This window comes from Cylindrospermum sp. FACHB-282 (genome assembly GCF_014697195.1).
In the GTDB taxonomy this organism is placed as follows: domain Bacteria; phylum Cyanobacteriota; class Cyanobacteriia; order Cyanobacteriales; family Nostocaceae; genus Cylindrospermum.
Window position 1 is genome coordinate 1 of sequence record NZ_JACJRJ010000077.1, and the last position, 17,269, is coordinate 17,269.

Sequence of the window (17,269 nt, forward strand, 5' to 3'; positions counted from 1 at the left end):
CTCAAGTACTGCTTTTAACTCTTCATTTGGATTAATTAAATTTTGCTGGCATCCATACATTTGTTTTGCCTCCTTACCTGTATGCTAACATAAGTGTGTCGTCATTGTGTCATGTATGACAAAAAAAGAATTACACATTAGAATTACCGAACGCAGAATGAATAAACTGCGGTTGTATGCTGCAAAAAAAGATACAACTATTACCCAAGTTGTAGAGGAATTGCTTGATACTCTACCTGAAATTACAGATATATTACAGGTAGGCTAAAGCCTACCGAGTCGTTTTTCATCCCCGGTCTGAAGTACGGAGTATGGCGCTGTGCGCCTGTTCCTCCGGGGCTTTCAAACTCCCGTCTGTTTCTTGTAAAAACTATTGAAATTTGCTCGTAGTGAGGGCTTCAGCCCTCTTTCGTAGCTCACTACCAACCTTGAATTATTTACGCCAACCTACTTATTTAATCGCATTTCGCCTTCACTTATGTATATTTAAACCGAATCCTAGAAGTTTACATTCTGGCTCTGGATATTCAGAGTAACCAGTTATGAATATCTCGCGTTGAAAAATCAAACTTTGCGATCGCATGAAGGCGGGGCGTAGCCCATGGCTTCCACCGGGCGCTTTGCACCATCGCACTCTTCCCCCCATCCTCACCAAAAGCGATCGCCTTTTCAATCTCCCCAAACACAACAAAACTCGCCTCTGCCTTCATCTTCGTGGCATCAGCGAGCATCTATTCCTTAAAAATGGGTCGCCCGGGATTCGAACCCGGAACTAATCGGTTAAAAGCCGAGTACTCTACCGTTGAGTTAGCGACCCTTTTGCGTTTTTCAACTTTCCCATTATACCATCAAGAGACAGGAGTATGTCAAGGGGCTTAGAAAAAATTTGCTGTTAACCGGAAAGAAGCTGTACAACTAGCTCCAGGAGCCAATACAGTCAGGTTGTCACCAGTGTTAAAGGCGTTGCGGGTAGCACTCCAAGGCTCTAGACAGTAGAATTCTTTGCCTTTGACTGTCCAAAACACCAGCCAGGTAGAGAAATCATCGTAATCTAAGGTCAGCTTTAACGAACGGCTGTTATCTGTCACAGAGGCAGATTTACTGGTTAGCCCTCCAAAGGCAAAATCAATTTCATCTTGGTTAAAATCAAATTTGCCGTTAAACGGGTGGAATTCCTTAGTTTTATTGTCTTGATACTGAACTCCGGGAATTTCCACTTCTAGCTGATTTTTATCCCCACAGAGAAAATAGGGATGGAAACCAGCCGAAAAAGGCATTGGCGTGGATGACAGGTTTTTATACTCCTGACGCACCACTAAGGTATTACCTTGGAGTTCGTAGGTAAAAGCTAGTTGAAAGTCAAAAGGATAAACTGCCTTTGTTTCCTCGTTGCTGTTGAGGACAACAGTGAGACTGGCTTTACCTTCAGTGTTTTGCTCAGTTGCTAACCAAGGCAACTCACGAGCAAAACCATGTTGTTTGATAGTATACGAATTACCATTAACAGTGTAAGTATTATCTGGTAAGTTACCGCAGAGGGGGAATAAGATTGGATTTCCACCCCTAACGCTCAAATCAGGATGAGTAAAGCGCTCGGTGTCCAGATAAAAAATTTCCTGCCCTTGGATGCGCCAACGGGTAATGATACCGCCGCGTTCTGGTACAACCTCTATTTGAGTACCAGCAACTTCATCAGAGAGGATGTAGGTTTTATATTGTTGCTGTTTTTGGCTAATGGTAAACACAAATTTAAGTCCTAATTGGGGATTGGGGATTTGGGATTGGGGATTGGGGATTGGTAATTAGTATTTTTCTTACCCATTACCAATTACCAATTACCCATTACCTCTTGTTTACTCGTCTTCGGCAAACACAAAGCGATATAATTCGCTGGGGTCTGGTTCAGGGCTACTTTCGGCGAACTTAACCGCCTCGTCAATTACACCCTGAATTTTCCGCTCAATGGCTTTGAGTTCTGCTTCATCTACCAGCTTTTTCTCCAATAAATCAGCAGCAAGCTTCTTAATTGGGTCACGGGCAAACCAGAAATCTTTCTCAGCCTTGCTCCGCAATTCATCCGGGTCTGCCAAGGAGTGACCCCGGAAGCGGTAGGTCATAGCTTCGATTAAGGTGGGGCCTTCACCTGCACGGGCACGGGCTACAGCTTCTTGGGCTACGGCTCGCACAGCCAGCACATCCATACCATCTACTTCTACACCCACCATGTTAAAAACACTGGCTTTTTTGTAAATCTCAGGCTGGGAAGTAGCCCGTTCGTGAGCCATACCAATTGCCCACTTATTATTTTCTACCACAAAAAGAATTGGCAGTTTCCAAAGAGCCGCCATATTTAATGTTTCAAAAAATTGACCGTTGTTAGCAGCACCATCGCCAAAAAAGCAAGCGGTTACTTGGTCAGCATTTTGGTCTCCCAAAACTTCGCGGCGGTATTTGCTTTGGAATGCTGCACCAGCTGCTACAGGAATACCTTCAGCCACGAAAGCATAACCACCTAACAAGCGATGCTCCGCAGAAAACATGTGCATGGAACCACCGCGCCCTTTGCTGCAACCGGTGGCTTTACCAAATAACTCTGCCATTACCTCTCTTGCCGGTACTCCCGCACTTAGAGCATGAACGTGGTCGCGGTAGGTGCTAGAGACATAATCTTCACCCGGTCGCATAGCTCCTCTGATAATACCGCTAGAAACAGCTTCTTGACCGTTGTAGAGGTGGACAAAACCAAACATTTTGCCCCTGTAGTACATTTCAGCGCATTTATCTTCAAAAAAGCGCCCTAACGTCATGTCTTCGTACAACCGCAACCCTTCTTCTTTGGTGATTTGGACGGTGGCAGTATTAAATTTGGGTAACGTGCGTTCTTGAACCATTATTTTGGAGTATCCCTGTTGTACGACGTAAAACTACGGTTTTAAATGAAGTTGGTCTCATTTTACGTTAGCTGTTAACAAGCTAGCGTTGGCAAGAGTCCACAATCAAGTTTTATTTATGCACCAAAAAAGGAGCATGGGAAATGGGTGATATTTGAATTTTTGCTTTTTGAATTTTTCTGCCCCTAAAGGTAAAATCCGCCGCTTTTTGTTTTCCCCATGCACTTCCCTGGCTATGGTAGCAGTCAGGATAGCTGGCTTTCTGCATATCCATTAACAATTTAAAGACAATGGACACAAAAAAAATATTTATGTTTAGCTAAATAATTGTCATTAAAGTCTAATCATGATAGAATTTGCTTCTCCAGTTATCAGGCTTGGCCCGCGTCAGCGGTGTTTTGCTCCCCGCATACCTGGGACAGCCCCAAAAAGAGAATAAATCATAGATTTGGAAGAGTGCAAGACCTATGCCATCACCAAAAGCAATTGTTTTGTTTGGCGGCGTTTAAGGCTAAGGTGGTTGTGTTCAACTAAAAAATACTAAGAATTAAAACAAAAATTTGACTCGATCTCAGCGATTGCCTAGGGTAACGCTAGGAGCGAAGGCCAAAAATTAATTTTAAGATGATTGATGACTAAAATTTCGGGAAGGCACAAAAATCGCTGTTGCAATATACACTTGTAGTGTAAATTCGACACGGTATTATTAACGCTATCATTATGGCACGGTTTTACATGCCTGGAATGCTCTAGGTGAATTATGTCGATCACGGTGCAGGGGAAGTAGGCTGTGCGAATTCCGCTAGATTACTACCGAATTTTAGGACTACCGTTAGCGGCTAGCGTTGAACAATTGCGGCAGGCATATAGCGATCGCATTGTCCAATTGCCTCGACGTGAATATTCAACCGCAGCAATTTCTTCTCGCAAACAACTTATAGAAGAAGCTTTCGTAGTTTTATCAGATCCAAAAGACCGCAGCAAGTACGATCAGCTGTATCTTGCCCACGCCTATGATCCTGATAGCACTGCTGCTACAGTGGCAGCGGAAAATCACACAGAAAGTAACAACTCTAAGCACGATGCCCAAAGTCTGAGCATCGAAATTGCCCAAGAAGAATTAGTTGGTGCGCTCTTAATTTTGCAAGAGCTAGGGGAATACGAACTTGTTCTCAAACTAGGTCGCCCCTATTTGATCAATAAAAATGGTGCAGTGGATGCCAGAACGGGCAATAATCTGGCAAGTGAAGAAGTGCCCGACAGTGCTGAATTACCAGATATTATTCTCACTGTTGCCTTGGCTTGCCTAGAACTCGGTCGTGAGCAATGGCAGCAAGGGCACTATGAAAATACCGCCATATCCCTAGAAACAGGTGAAGAATTGTTATCACGGGAAGGGCTATTCCCCAGCGTCCAAGCGGAAATGACGGCGGATCTTTACAAACTGCGACCATATCGAATTTTGGAGTTACTGGCACTACCTCAAGAAAAGACTGCTGAACGCCGCCAAGGTTTGCAATTATTGCAGAACATTTTAGAAGATCGAGGTGGGATTGATGGCACTGGTAATGATGAATCGGGTTTAAATGTAGATGATTTTCTCCGATTCATCCAGCAGTTACGTAACTACTTAACAGTTGCAGAACAGCACAAGCTCTTTGAAGCCGAAAGCAAGCGTCCCTCGGCTGTGGCTACATACTTAGCTGTCTATGCTTTGATAGCACGGGGATTTGCCCAACGGCAACCAGCTTTAATTCGGCAAGCAAAGCAAATGCTGATGCGTCTGGGTAAGCGCCAAGATGTCCATTTAGAACAGTCTCTATGTGCTCTGCTACTGGGACAAACCGAGGAAGCCACCCGCGTTTTAGAAATGAGTCAGGAATATGAAGCTTTAGCTTTTATTCGGGAAAAATCTCAAGACTCCCCAGACTTACTACCAGGACTGTGCCTCTATGGCGAACAGTGGTTGCAACAAGAAGTGTTTCCCCACTTCCGCGATTTGACAAGGCAGCAAGCTTCCCTGAAAGATTACTTTGCTGACCAACAGGTGCAAGCTTATTTAGAAGCACTGCCAACAGATGCAGAAACAACCAATGAATGGGCTGTTATTAACCATCAGTCCTTTCCCCAAGCACAGGCAAATAACCCCCGTCGCCGCCGTAGCAATTCGACTGGGGTGGCAGAACAACTCAATCACAGTTCTACACCTGACCCTGAGTTGCCAGAACCACCAATTAGAGAAAGGACTGAAAATTCTTACGAATTGCCACCCAGAGGGAATACTTCACCCACAGCTACATCCAGTGGGAGTAAAAAACCAGAAATACCTGTAGTACAGTTTCCCTCCGCTGAATCTTTGGACAGAGGAAATCACCACCACACAAATGGTACTGAATCGGCTGCTGCACCCAGCCAAACCCAAAAGCGCAGGCGGCGTAAGCCGAACCCAGCTAATATTCGAGAGCAAGTTTTGGAGCGCCAGCGTTATCCTCAGCGACGGCGAAGTTTTGCCCAGACCCTAGAAGGAAAAACGCGGCTAGTTTGGACGGTGTTTGTCTCTTTGGCGGGTATATTAGTTTTCTGGTTATTAGTTTCCACAACTTTTGGATGGATTAGTAATCGGTTTTTTGCTAAACCATCTTTGTCAGGGGAACGGTTGGCGGTACAACTTAATCAACCACCAATACCTATTCCTGACCGCAACAGTAAACCGCAGCCACCAGAGGGGTCACTGACAACAGGGACGGCAGAGGAAGTCATTCAAGCTTGGCTATCTACCAAAGCCGCAGCTTTAGGACCAAGCCATGAAATTGATGGCTTAGGGCAGATTTTAGCAGGTTCGGCTTTATCTCAATGGCGGCAAGTTGCCCAGCAGGATCGGGCAGAAAACCACTATCGGAAGTATGACCATAACCTGAAGGTGGAATCTGTTGAGAAAACTGAGTCCAACCCGAATCGGGCCTTGGTGGTGGCTACGGTGAAGGAAATCACGAAATTCTATGAAAAGGGTCAGCTGAAAAAGTCCTTTGAGGAAAGTTTGCGCGTTCGGTATGATTTGATTCGTCGAGAAGGTGTGTGGCGAATTCAGGGTATGTCAGTAGTCAATCAGATCAGTTGACACTCCCCACCCTGCCTGACGGCTGAGGGTCGGGATTCTGTAATCTACGTCGCAACTTGTTCTACCAGGTTTGCACCCTTCGGGTTCGCCAGTCGCTCATGGGGGTTTCCCCCAAGACCGCGCTGGCTCACCAAGTAGAGTAGAGGTTCCGACTCCTACAGCGTTACTTCGGGATTGCCCATCCCTAGCTTGTCTTCCAAGATTCAGAATATTTATTGCCGCGTTCACATCTCTTTGTAAGTCGCATCCACAATTACATTTATGAGTACGAGTTGAAAGAGACTTTTTCACAATGACACCACAATCACTACACTTTTGTGATGTCATACTAGGATTGACGGCTACAACTGTGGTTCCAAATTTGGCAGCAAAATACTCTAACCAACTACGGAAAAGTGTCCAAGCCACATCATTAATGGACTTAGCAAGACAGTGATTTTTTACCATGCCTTTTACATTTAAGTTTTCATAGGCGACTAAAGCGTTAGCCTTGCATACGTTACGCGCAATTCTCTTTGCGTGTTCATTCCGTTGCCTACTTACTCTTAAATGCTTCTTTGCATATCTACGTCTAGCTATTCGTCGTTGATTTTTTCCTTTTTCCTTTCTGTATATCTGACGTTGAGCGTGCTTGATGGCTTTCTCGGCTTTACGAAGAAACCTTGGATTTTCTTCATGATGACCATTGGAATCAGAGTAGAAAAACTCTAACCCAACATCAAGACCTAATTCACCATTACCCGTTCTGGATTCATGTTTTACCTCAACGTCAACTGCAAACTGACAGTAATATCCGTCAGCTTTACGAACTAACCGAACTCGTTTGATTGACTTAACAGGGTAGGTGTGAATATCCCACTTACCTAATAGCTTGACTTCACCAATACCTTTTTTATCTGTAAAGATGATGCGTCGCTTCGTAGGATGTAATGACCAGCCTGAAGTCTTATATTCAACCGAACGGTTGTCTTTTTGAAAGCGCGGGAATCCTTTCTTTCCTGGCTTTCTGGACTTGCAGTTATCGTAAAATCTGGCAATAGCCAACCATGCTCTTTCTGTTGCGGCCTGACAAGCCATTGAATTTAAGTCTTTAACAAATCCAAATCCTTTACGCAGTGCTGTTGAATAGTTGTTCAAAGCAATCTTGTCTACTTTTTGCTCTTTCGGTGCGTCCATCCAATATCTGATAGCTTTGTTTCGGATGAACTGAGTAGTTCTGATAGCCTCATCAATAGCTCGATACTGCTGTTGTTTGCCATTGATTTTATACTCTAATACAAACACTGCGCTATCACCTCCTTGTTTCCTATTTGTGATATCATTAATTTAACACAATAGGAAATAAATAGGAAACGATATGAAAACAGAATACATCAGAATTCGTACTACACCGAGACGTTTTAATAAGCTGAAGTTATTAGCAGAACAACGAGAAAAATCTATGACTCAACTTATAGAGGACTGGATTGACTCGTTACCCAACCCGGAGAGAGACAATTCCTCAAGCACCCCACTCACTGGTTGAGCAACGCTCATCTTCGTTCGGGGATGCTTTCGTCATTGTCCGCCATCCCCTCCCTACTTCGTTGAGGAAGGGGTATTACGGCGCTTTTGATAAATTTTGCAGGTGATCTCAGCTTGCTTTGATCCCCAATATTCTCAATGTGGGGATCAAATTATTACTTATTAGTTTATATACAATTTTAGTACTGGGGCTATTAAGCGATCGCCTGGTAATCGTCTTGATATTTAGCCCCCTTCGGTTTTTGCTGTCCTGATTTAGTTCAAAACTACAATATTGCTACACTAGTATTACATTTGCTCCTGCCTTTGTAGATTGGGACCTTTGGCTCATCCAGAACCAAAAGTAATGCTTTCATGACATTACTGCCTCCCTAGTAGCTGCTTATAGCCATTAATGTGATGATTCTATGACATTTTGATCCCCAAAGGGCTTATAACTTCGTAACATTGGCAAAAAAGCGGCTTGAGACCCCTTGATCCCTACGGTAGGTTAGTGGTTAATATTTATTTAACAAAAGCACTCCGCCGATCCCAAAGACAAGCTGATTTTGCGATGACTTGGAATTGAAAGGAGTAAAACTCAATTTAAAAACAAACTAAAAAACTTAGAAACTGGGCAAAACCAGGAGTCAGGAATAAAAAATTCATCTGGGGTAGATGACATTTTATAAAGCATTCTATAACCCGGGTAAATCATTTACCTTTTTAACTACTGGAGGCCAAATAAATGGCAAAAGAACGCCCACCACTAGAGGAGATGACATTAAGGCAACTACGCAAAGTTGCTAGCGAATATGCCATCTCTCGCTACAGCCGAATGCGTAAATCGCAATTATTAGCATCGATTCAAGAAGTTCAGCGCAGTAAATTTTCTCTTAGTCCATCTCGTTCACTGGAGGCACAGGAAACCGTGGAAGCCGCAAAATTTGAATTAGGTCAGGAAGATCGTACCGGTGGCTCTTTCGCTGATGTGGATGAAGCACTTGCAGATCTACCAGCTGGTTACGGTGACAGTCGCATTGTCCTTTTGCCTCGTGATCCTCAGTGGGCTTACACTTACTGGGATGTCCCCAATGAGCAAAAAGAAGAACTGCGTCGCCAAGGGGGACAACAACTAGCGCTGCGGATTTATGATGTCACCGATATCAGTAGCCAATACTCAAGCCCCCACAGCATCCAGGAATATCCTGCTGACGAACTAGCAAGAGAATGGTATTTACCCATTCCGGTGAGCGATCGCGATTATGTGATCGATATCGGCTACCGTACTGCTGATGGTCGTTGGTTAGTACTAGCTAGTTCTGCTAGAGTACACATTCCTCCCGTCTATCCTTCCGACTGGATTGAAGATGTCTTCATCACTGTAAACTTTGAGGAAGAACTGCGCGGTCAGACTAAGTACGAACTCGTTCCCCCAGCGAAGAAGATTGCAGCTGCTGCTGCTGCCAATGGCAACCCCATTTACGAACAAATCTTTGGCTTGGCAGAATCTGCCGAAGCCCAACGGGTTGCTGGTTCTCTGTTCGGTTCAATGCAGCAAGTACCTGGTTCTGCACGCCCCGAACAAGCAATCAGTTCCTATGTATTCCCATCTGGCGTTGGTCTGTGGGCAGTTCCGACCGTCTCTGGTTTAACCATGTCCGGTGTGGGGATGTCGGGTGTTGGTTTCTCAGCTTCTGCTGTACCAGTACGTCCACGCAAATTCTGGTTAATTGCTGATGCTGAGTTGATCGTTTACGGTGCAACTGAACCTGATGCTACTGTAACTATTGGCGGTCGTCCAATTAAGCTGAATCCAGATGGTACATTCCGCTTCCAAATGTCCTTCCAAGATGGTGTAATTGACTACCCAATTTTGGCTGTAGCTGCTGATGGTGAGCAAACCCGCTCAATTCACATGAATTTTGAACGTGAAACACCATCTCGAAACACCAACACCAAAGAAGATGCTGTTCTCGAATGGATCTCATAAATTTTGGATTTAAGATTACGCCATAACTACAATCTTTAATTATTCCCCGCTATAGTAATCCTGTAGCGGGTTTTTTATATATTATGTTCACCAGAAAATTGTTTTTGTTAAGTAACGCAATAAAATTAAATTTAGAACCTCTCTCCTACAAATGTAGAGACGTTGCATGCAACGTCTCCACACTCCCCTTTTTTATTAGGGAAGGGAGTAGAGGGGTTAGGTCTATTTTATGTTTTTCAAGGTTGACATATTTATCTATCTTGATTATGTCCACGGGGTTATTATCGGGTTGTCAAGAGATGGCAGCAAATTCAGCACCCAAACCATCTCAAATTTGCCCTGGTAAAAATGCCAACTTCAGTATTGAATTTTTTAAAACCAATAATCGTGGTGAAAAATATGCTAAAGGTATCAATCATGTAATTATTTTTAATCCCAAATCAGCAGCATTAGATTTTAAAGTTAATGTAGGTTTAGCTCATAAACTTTATGCTAAAAATGCTAGGGGTAAACTGCGTCAAGAATATGTGCCGAAACAGTTTCGTCAAATTATCACTGATGAAAATTCTAAATTAGCAGGTAAAACACCGATTGCGGCAATTAATGCTGACTATATAGATACTGATGATAAACCCCAAGGTTTAAATATTTCTCGCGGAGTTGAATATTCAGGAGCATTTAAAACTAAGCGTTCTTCTTTTGGCATATCTGGAGGTACACCCCAGCAACGAAGAGCTACTATTCAGAATGGTAGAAGAACGGCTGATATTCTTAATTATAATTTGGTGGGAGGTAATGGCAGATTCTACAGTCAGGGTAAGTTTAAAGATATTTGTAAAGCTTTGGGAGAATTTGCTTGTAAAGGTGCAACTAATCGTTCTATGGCAGCTATCACAAATCAAGGTTATGTAATTCTCTTGGTGAATGACGCGAAAGCTAATTCTATTATTGATATATCTTCAAGTAATCAAGAGTTACTACCAAGTCAGTTTGATGATGTTTTGGAAGGCATTGCTCGCAATAACTGTTTGGGGAAGATTCAAGAAGGTATTTTATTTGATGGTGGTATGTCTCCGGGGTTGTATTACAACAATAAAATTTATGTAGAAAACTTTGGCCCAATCGGGTCAGCTTTTTTAATTTATAAGAAATAAAAAAAGTGTGAGGTCTACCCTACAAGAGATGTATATAGCAGTCCTAAATCATTTGTGAACACAAAGATACCCGACTTCTCTAAGAAGTCGGGTATCTGACTCACTTTATGTTCACAAATCAAATAGGATTGCTATAGATGTGGTTTAGCTTATTAGACTCAGAATTCATTCTGCGGCAGTTGATAACAGTCTTCAATTTTGTATCCCTTACGGATGCTGGAGGCTCAATTTTGAATTGTTTAAGCCTTTATACTTACCACTACTGATTGATAAATTACATTTATACCATTAAGAAATATTAAATATATGATGAACTTAATATTAATTTCTCTGTAAATATACTGTTTGGCAGGACTCTCGGAAATTATTTATCCAAGAGTTGACATTAATTATGGTAAGTTCTACCATAAATAAAGAAGCATTCTTGTCAGGACACTCTTGCATGAGAACTTTCTCAGATTTAGACTATGTACAGACCAATAATCAGCTACAGCCAAGCTACCAAAACCAGGAATTAACTCTCTGTGCTGAAGATTGCAGCCTGTTGACCGACCTTTACCAACTAACGATGGCAGCTTGTTATACAGGGGAAGGTATAGAACAAAAGCGGGCTAGCTTTGAGTTGTCTGTCAGGCGATTGCCAGAGGGTTTTGGTTATTTAATCGCTATGGGGCTAGAACAGGCGATCGCATATTTAGCCAAACTCCGCTTTAGTTCTTCGCAAATAGCAACTTTACAGGCAACAGGAATTTTTGCTCACGCGACTGAACGCTTTTGGTCACTTTTAGCTGAAGGCAGTTTTACCGGAGATGTGTGGGCAGTACCAGAAGGGACAGCGGTATTTGCCAACCAGCCACTATTGCGGGTGGAAGCACCCCTGTGGCAAGCGCAACTGGTGGAAACTTACCTTTTAAACACCCTCAATTACCAAACCTTAATTGCCACTAGGGCAGCAAGGTTGCGCGATATTGCTGGGGAAAAAGCCACACTTTTAGAATTTGGCACCAGAAGGGCATTTAGTCCCCAAGCCTCCTTGTGGGCGGCGCGGGCGGCTTTAGCTGGTGGGTTAGATGCTACCTCAAATGTGTTAGCAGCGCTACAACTGGGACAATTGCCAAGTGGTACGATGGCACACGCTTTGGTGATGGCATTATCAGCCATAGAAGGTACTGAAGAACAAGCATTTAGCACCTTTCATCGGTATTTTCCCGGTGCGCCATTGTTGATTGATACTTACGATACAGTTGCAGCTGCCCAGGGGTTGGCGGCAAAAGTAAATTCCGGGGAAATGGAATTAACAGGGGTGAGGTTAGACTCAGGAGATTTAGTGACCTTGTCGAAACAAGTGCGATCGCTACTTCCTCATGTCTCAATTTTCGCTAGTGGTGACTTGGATGAATGGGAAATAGCGCGACTAAAAGCAGAGAATGCCCAAATTGATGGTTATGGACTGGGAACTAGACTAGTTACAGGTTCGCCTGTGAATGGAGTCTATAAACTTGTAGACATCGATGGCATCCCAGTGATGAAACAATCCAGTGGTAAAGTGACTTATCCAGGGCAGAAACAGATTTTTCGCTCTTATATGGAAGGTAAAGTACAGATAGATAGGTTGGGTTTAGTAAGTGAAAGTTCTCTTGATCAACAACCTCTGTTGCAGTTGATGGTGAAAGAGGGTGAATCGGTGCGATCGCCTGAAACTTTAACGACAATTCGCCAACGTACCGCCGCCTCAGTGGCCAGTTTACCAGAGGAAACAAGGCGTTTGCATGATCCGATTTCTGTAAAAGTCGAGATTTCTGAAGCTTTGCAGGAATTGATCAAGGAAACCCACAAACAAACCACAGAGGCGCAGAGGCACAGAGATAAATTATGAGAATTGCTTTGTTTGGTACTAGTGCCGATCCGCCAACTGCTGGACACCAGGAGATTCTCAAGTGGTTGTCTGAGGGTTATGATTGGGTAGCGGTTTGGGCAGCAGATAATCCCTTTAAGTCCCACCAAACTGCTTTGCTTCATCGGGCGGCAATGCTACAACTTTTAATTACAGATATAAAGGCCCCACAGCAGAACATTGCTTTGGAACAAGAATTAAGTAGTTTGAGAACATTGGAAACCTTAGAAAAAGCTAAAGTTCGTTGGGGAGAAGATGCTGAATATACTTTAGTAATCGGTTCCGATTTATTGAATCAGCTACCGCGTTGGTATCACGTTGAAGATTTGCTACACCAAGTGAAGCTGCTGGTAGTACCCCGACCAGGATATCCAATAAATGAATCTGTTTTAGAGGGAGTCAGAAATCTGGGAGGAAAAATTGCGATCGCTAGTTTAACCGGAAAAGATGTTTCCTCCACGGCCTTTCGTACACAAGGAAATATCGAATCCCTCACACCCCTTGTAGTTGCCTATATTCATCAACAGCATTTGTACAAATGCCAGGACGCCAGCAAAAAAAGATTCCAACTCTGCTAAATCAACAACCTTTGGCTGATTTCAAAGTTGGTGTTGATAATGTAATTTTTTCTGTAGATACTGCACAAAATCGGCTGTTAGTTCTCTTAGTAATGCGACAGCAAAAACCATTTTTGAATTATTGGAGTCTTCCCGGTACTTTAGTACGTCAAGGAGAGTCTTTAGAAGATGCTGCTTATCGCATCATGGCAGAAAAGATCAAGGTCAATAATCTCTATTTAGAGCAATTGTATACCTTTGGCGGCCCCAATCGCGATCCACGAGAAGACACTGATAGTTATGGAGTCCGTTATCTATCAGTCAGTTACTTTGCTTTGGTGAGATTTGAAGAAGCAGAATTGATTGCTGATGGAGTTACAGGCATCGCTTGGTATCCAGTGAAGCAATTACCACAATTAGCTTTTGACCATAAGCAAATTTTGGCCTATGGACACAGGCGGTTGCAAAATAAATTGGAGTATAGTCCGGTAGCTTTTGAAGTCTTGCCAGAAATGTTTACTTTGAATGATTTATATCAGTTATACACCACAGTTTTAGGGGAAAACTTCGCCGATTATTCTAATTTTCGGGCGCGTCTACTCAAACTAGGTTTTTTAGGTGATACCGGCATCAAGGTGTCGCGGGGTGCTGGTCGTCCCGCTAGTTTGTATAAGTTTGATGCAGAGGCTTTTGCCCCTTTAAAAGATAAGCCTTTGGTGTTTATTTAACTCTGCGGTAGGGTTGTGGTAACCCTGCCCTATTCAATATCTTCTGTCAAACCACCCCTAAATTACAAAAAATCTTAAATCAAACAACAAAAATGAAAATAGCGATCGCTCAACTTAATCCTATAATTGGTGATTTGCCAGGAAACTCCCAAAAAATCCTGGAAATGGCAATCCAAGCAGCCTCAAAGGGTGCGCGTTTGTTATTAACACCAGAATTATCTTTATGTGGCTATCCCCCAAGAGATTTATTGTTAGATCCTAGTTTTGTAGAAGCAATGGACATCACATTGCAACAATTAGCTAGAGATTTACCGCCGAATTTAGCTGTATTGGTAGGAACTGTTGCCCAGAATTTAAAAGCCCACATTACTGGCGGCAAAACTTTATTTAACAGCATCGCTTTGCTAGAAGGTGGTGAAGTCAAGCAAATTTTTCACAAGCGGCTTTTACCTACCTATGATGTGTTTGACGAACGTCGCTATTTTGAACCAGGTTCCCAAGCTAATTATTTCATTCTAGATAAGATCAATATCGGTATCACTATTTGTGAAGATTTATGGAATGATGAAGAATTTTGGGGTAAACGTAGTTACCCAGTCAATCCAATTGCAGAGTTAGCAGTTCTGGGTGTGGATTTGATTGTGAATTTATCTGCCTCGCCCTACACTGTCAGCAAGCAGAGGTTTCGTGAAATCATTCTCAGGCATAGTGCCCTGCGTTTTCTTCAACCGGTCATCTATGCTAACCAAGTGGGGGGAAATGATGATTTAATATTCGACGGTCACAGTTTTGCCTTGAATCGTCAAGGTGAGATGATGTGTTGTGCCCGTGGCTTTGAAACCGATTTGGTAATAGTGGAATTTGACGAGGTGCAGCGGGATTTGCAGTTGGGTTCTGTCGCACCTGTGTATGAGTCAGAAAATGAGGAAATTTGGCACGCTTTGGTCTTGGGAGTGCGTGATTATGCCCGCAAATGCCGCTTTTCTCAAGTCGTACTGGGTTTAAGTGGCGGGGTTGATTCCGCCCTAGTAGCAGCGATCGCCTCAGATGCACTTGGTAAAGAAAACGTTTTGGGTGTCCTCATGCCTTCCCCTTACAGTTCCCAACATTCTATCAGCGATGCCTTGGCATTAGCCGAAAATCTAGGAATCAAGACCAATATTTTACCAATTGGCGAGTTAATGCAATCCTTTGACCATACTTTAGTTGAGTTATTTGCCGGTACTGAGTTTGGCATCGCTGAGGAAAATCTGCAATCCCGGATTCGGGGTAATTTATTGATGGCGATCGCTAACAAATTTGGCTATCTTCTATTATCTACCGGCAACAAATCGGAAATGGCAGTCGGTTACTGCACCCTCTACGGCGATATGAATGGCGGTTTAGCAGTCATTGCTGACGTTCCCAAAACCCGCGTTTATTCACTTTGCCATTGGTTAAATCGTCATGGCGAAATCATCCCAGAAAACATCCTCACTAAAGCACCCAGCGCCGAACTCAAACCGGGTCAAATTGACCAAGACTCCCTACCACCCTACGAAATTTTAGACGATATCTTGCAACGTCTGATTCACAACCACCAATCAGCAGCGCAAATTGTCGCCAGCGGTCACGATGCAGCTATTGTAGACCGAGTAATTCAAATGGTTTCCCGTGCTGAATTTAAGCGGCGACAAGCACCCCCCGGATTGAAAATTACCGATCGCGCTTTTGGTACTGGTTGGCGAATGCCAATCGCTAGTAACTGGGTCGGTGTAAAAAATATCTACCACAATCAAACCACCCCCAACTTAGTCTGTTGTGTTGCAGAAGATACCCAGGAGCAAATAAAATAATTTTTGATTACACTATTCAGATGGAATTTAAGTAATCTCCCCTCATCTGCGTTGAATCATAAATTAATTTTAAAAACATTGGCAGAATTTTTTGGAAGCTTGTATAGTTTCAAACATATTCGATTCCTTAAACCATGTTTGTATTTACGAATAGGTTAATCTATTTTGGTGTAATATGAGACTACAAGATTTTCTGGGAACGCAGACTAAATGGAACTTTGAGGCGATCGCTCAAGACGCAGATTTAGCTCGTCAGATTCAGATACTGTTAATTGGTTTAGATTTGCTGGAACCGCCAGCCGACAGCAAATTTGGCCCTATTTCTGTCATGGCTCTCAAAAAATTTCAAGAATTAACCAAAACTGGAGAGAAGGACTTTTTAGGAGCAGTCACAGCCAAAAAACTGATTGAAACCAAAATAACAGACCTACCCAAACCCCCCTTAAAACTAGGTAATGACATTGCCAGCAAAATTATTAAGTATATGCAGGCACCAGAACAAAAGTATCAGGTATTCACAGGTGCTAAAGAATATAACATTGTTTATATAGAGGGCATGAATGGAGACTGGACTCTTAACAATGATACAGCCAATCAATTTAATGATCGGCGGATTGTGATCGAAGTAGTAGATGGTGTTCCCAAAATAATTGATCACTGGCAAGCCACCACCGAACCAGGTAGACATTACACTGTCAACCCCATGAATTCTTTAGGAGCAGCCAGAATTAAGTTTGGTCAATACAAATCTTGGGCTGTTGGCTTTCACGGCAATGCAGAGCGTCACGAAGCATTAATCCAAGTTGCACCCCTCACTGTTCATCGAGACCTTAACCGAGATTTTAAACGAACTGGTGACAAACTGGACACAGGTCTTTTTCTAATTAATCAACACTGGGGCTATGATGCGCCGACAAATGATATCAAGAACGCCAGCGCAGGTTGTTTAGTGGGACGTATGCGACAAGGACATAGAGAGTTCATGGCGATTATTAAACAAGATCGTCGCTATGTAGCTAATAAGGACTATGTCTTTTACACTACTGTGATTCCGGGCGATGATTTATTGAAGAAGTTTCCCGGTTGAGTTGACCTCTCCCCGGTCTAAAGACACGGGGATTCTAAACTGATACTACGTGGTAGGCTGAAGCCGTACCACTTCGCTTTTTAGTTTTGGTTTCCCAGATACGAAATCTGGTAGCAAGGGTCAAAACTTGCCTACAGACCTTGACTAGGACGAGTCCTAATTGTGTCTCTACCTTGCGAAGTATATTCGCTGCACCATTTAAATCAGCGTTAATAAATAGTCCTTTTCCTGTGCGGAACATACCGCGTTTTACTCGTTTTCCACTTGGTTTCCACCCTTCAGGTTTTGCGCCGAAAGTAGGTAGAAAATCACCATCTAAAAAACTAGTTTTACTGGTATAGGATTCTTCAGTTTCTACAAATTTGATGCCGTGGTACTCGCATAACTGTTTAACTCGTTTTTTGAGTTTGGCGGTTGGTATCTGCACAAATGATTGCGTTGTTCTACCTAACTGCGCTTCTTGTCTTTGTCCCTGATTCCACCCAAATACCACTACACCAATTTGATGT

The 17,269-nt window shown here is 43.0% G+C and carries 15 protein-coding genes and 1 tRNA gene; 10 read left to right on the forward strand and 6 right to left on the reverse strand.

All coding sequences use genetic code 11. The features are described 5' to 3' along the window. The first annotated feature begins 115 nt into the window (after positions 1–115). Positions 116–268, forward strand: coding sequence for a hypothetical protein (locus tag H6G32_RS25070; protein ID WP_190461469.1), 153 nt, complete (start codon positions 116–118; stop codon positions 266–268). A gap of 259 nt (positions 269–527) precedes the next feature. On the opposite strand, the gene H6G32_RS25075 is transcribed toward H6G32_RS25070, so the two are convergent. From H6G32_RS25075 to pdhA, 4 genes are all read right to left on the reverse strand, one after another. After that, positions 528–731 carry a hypothetical protein gene (locus H6G32_RS25075; protein ID WP_190463291.1) on the reverse strand — a complete coding sequence of 68 codons (204 nt, stop codon included), beginning with the start codon at positions 729–731 and terminating at the stop codon, positions 528–530. Positions 732–745: 14 nt separating this feature from the next. Beyond that, positions 746–817, reverse strand: a tRNA-Lys gene (locus H6G32_RS25080). 58 nt (positions 818–875) lie between these two features. Continuing rightward, complete coding sequence (locus H6G32_RS25085) at positions 876–1,745, reverse strand: aldose epimerase family protein (protein ID WP_190463293.1); 870 nt, start codon at positions 1,743–1,745, stop codon at positions 876–878. Between the two features lie 108 nt (positions 1,746–1,853). Further along, complete coding sequence (gene pdhA, locus H6G32_RS25090; RefSeq protein WP_190463295.1) at positions 1,854–2,891, reverse strand: pyruvate dehydrogenase (acetyl-transferring) E1 component subunit alpha; 1,038 nt, start codon at positions 2,889–2,891, stop codon at positions 1,854–1,856. Positions 2,892–3,681: 790 nt separating this feature from the next. On the opposite strand from pdhA, the gene H6G32_RS25095 reads away from it, so the two are divergent. Continuing rightward, the gene (locus H6G32_RS25095; RefSeq protein ID WP_190463297.1) at positions 3,682–6,009 is read left to right on the forward strand and encodes an IMS domain-containing protein; all 2,328 of its coding nucleotides are present in this window, start codon (positions 3,682–3,684) and stop codon (positions 6,007–6,009) included. 96 nt (positions 6,010–6,105) lie between these two features. On the opposite strand, the gene H6G32_RS25100 is transcribed toward H6G32_RS25095, so the two are convergent. Beyond that, positions 6,106–7,293: an RNA-guided endonuclease InsQ/TnpB family protein gene (locus H6G32_RS25100; protein WP_190463298.1), complete on the reverse strand. Its 1,188-nt coding sequence runs from the start codon at positions 7,291–7,293 to the stop codon at positions 6,106–6,108. A 73-nt stretch (positions 7,294–7,366) separates the two neighbouring features. Here H6G32_RS25100 and H6G32_RS25105 point away from each other — a divergent pair, with 73 nt between their 5' ends. The 8 genes from H6G32_RS25105 (at position 7,367) to H6G32_RS25140 (ending at position 16,760) form a co-directional block, all read left to right on the forward strand. Then, the gene (locus H6G32_RS25105; RefSeq protein WP_190463300.1) at positions 7,367–7,534 is read left to right on the forward strand and encodes a hypothetical protein; all 168 of its coding nucleotides are present in this window, start codon (positions 7,367–7,369) and stop codon (positions 7,532–7,534) included. A 726-nt stretch (positions 7,535–8,260) separates the two neighbouring features. After that, positions 8,261–9,505 carry a DUF4912 domain-containing protein gene (locus H6G32_RS25110; RefSeq protein WP_190463302.1) on the forward strand — a complete coding sequence of 415 codons (1,245 nt, stop codon included), beginning with the start codon at positions 8,261–8,263 and terminating at the stop codon, positions 9,503–9,505. Between the two features lie 299 nt (positions 9,506–9,804). Next, positions 9,805–10,659: a phosphodiester glycosidase family protein gene (locus tag H6G32_RS25115; protein WP_375539818.1), complete on the forward strand. Its 855-nt coding sequence runs from the start codon at positions 9,805–9,807 to the stop codon at positions 10,657–10,659. Positions 10,660–11,101: 442 nt separating this feature from the next. Next, positions 11,102–12,535, forward strand: coding sequence for a nicotinate phosphoribosyltransferase (locus tag H6G32_RS25120; protein WP_190463307.1), 1,434 nt, complete (start codon positions 11,102–11,104; stop codon positions 12,533–12,535). Beyond that, positions 12,532–13,131, forward strand: a complete 600-nt coding sequence (locus H6G32_RS25125; RefSeq protein WP_190463309.1) for a nicotinate-nucleotide adenylyltransferase — start codon at positions 12,532–12,534, stop codon at positions 13,129–13,131. The genes H6G32_RS25120 and H6G32_RS25125 overlap by 4 nt, the downstream gene beginning before the upstream one ends. Next, on the forward strand, positions 13,092–13,838 hold the full coding sequence (locus H6G32_RS25130) for an NUDIX hydrolase (protein ID WP_190463311.1): 747 nt from the start codon (positions 13,092–13,094) through the stop codon (positions 13,836–13,838). Before H6G32_RS25125 ends, H6G32_RS25130 begins: the two co-directional genes overlap by 40 nt. A gap of 92 nt (positions 13,839–13,930) precedes the next feature. Continuing rightward, positions 13,931–15,673 carry an NAD+ synthase gene (locus tag H6G32_RS25135; protein ID WP_190463312.1) on the forward strand — a complete coding sequence of 581 codons (1,743 nt, stop codon included), beginning with the start codon at positions 13,931–13,933 and terminating at the stop codon, positions 15,671–15,673. 175 nt (positions 15,674–15,848) lie between these two features. Further along, on the forward strand, positions 15,849–16,760 hold the full coding sequence (locus H6G32_RS25140) for a peptidoglycan-binding domain-containing protein (RefSeq protein ID WP_190463314.1): 912 nt from the start codon (positions 15,849–15,851) through the stop codon (positions 16,758–16,760). 34 nt (positions 16,761–16,794) lie between these two features. On the opposite strand, the gene H6G32_RS25145 is transcribed toward H6G32_RS25140, so the two are convergent. Next, positions 16,795–17,269, reverse strand: a 475-nt coding sequence (locus H6G32_RS25145) for a zinc ribbon domain-containing protein (protein ID WP_190453510.1), incomplete at its 5' end; no start/stop codon positions are given.

Excerpts from the sequence above, each read along its gene's own strand:
- H6G32_RS25075 (WP_190463291.1), bottom strand. The coding sequence starts at position 731 with ATGCTCGCTGATGCCACGAAGATGAAGGCAGAGGCGAGTTTTGTTGTG.
- H6G32_RS25140 (WP_190463314.1), top strand. The coding sequence starts at position 15,849 with ATGAGACTACAAGATTTTCTGGGAACGCAGACTAAATGGAACTTTGAG.
- H6G32_RS25070 (WP_190461469.1), top strand. The coding sequence starts at position 116 with ATGACAAAAAAAGAATTACACATTAGAATTACCGAACGCAGAATGAAT.
- H6G32_RS25120 (WP_190463307.1), top strand. The coding sequence starts at position 11,102 with ATGAGAACTTTCTCAGATTTAGACTATGTACAGACCAATAATCAGCTA.
- H6G32_RS25130 (WP_190463311.1), top strand. The coding sequence starts at position 13,092 with ATGCCAGGACGCCAGCAAAAAAAGATTCCAACTCTGCTAAATCAACAA.
- H6G32_RS25110 (WP_190463302.1), top strand. The coding sequence starts at position 8,261 with ATGGCAAAAGAACGCCCACCACTAGAGGAGATGACATTAAGGCAACTA.
- H6G32_RS25135 (WP_190463312.1), top strand. The coding sequence starts at position 13,931 with ATGAAAATAGCGATCGCTCAACTTAATCCTATAATTGGTGATTTGCCA.
- H6G32_RS25105 (WP_190463300.1), top strand. The coding sequence starts at position 7,367 with ATGAAAACAGAATACATCAGAATTCGTACTACACCGAGACGTTTTAAT.
- H6G32_RS25125 (WP_190463309.1), top strand. The coding sequence starts at position 12,532 with ATGAGAATTGCTTTGTTTGGTACTAGTGCCGATCCGCCAACTGCTGGA.
- pdhA (WP_190463295.1), bottom strand. The coding sequence starts at position 2,891 with ATGGTTCAAGAACGCACGTTACCCAAATTTAATACTGCCACCGTCCAA.
- H6G32_RS25115 (WP_375539818.1), top strand. The coding sequence starts at position 9,805 with ATGGCAGCAAATTCAGCACCCAAACCATCTCAAATTTGCCCTGGTAAA.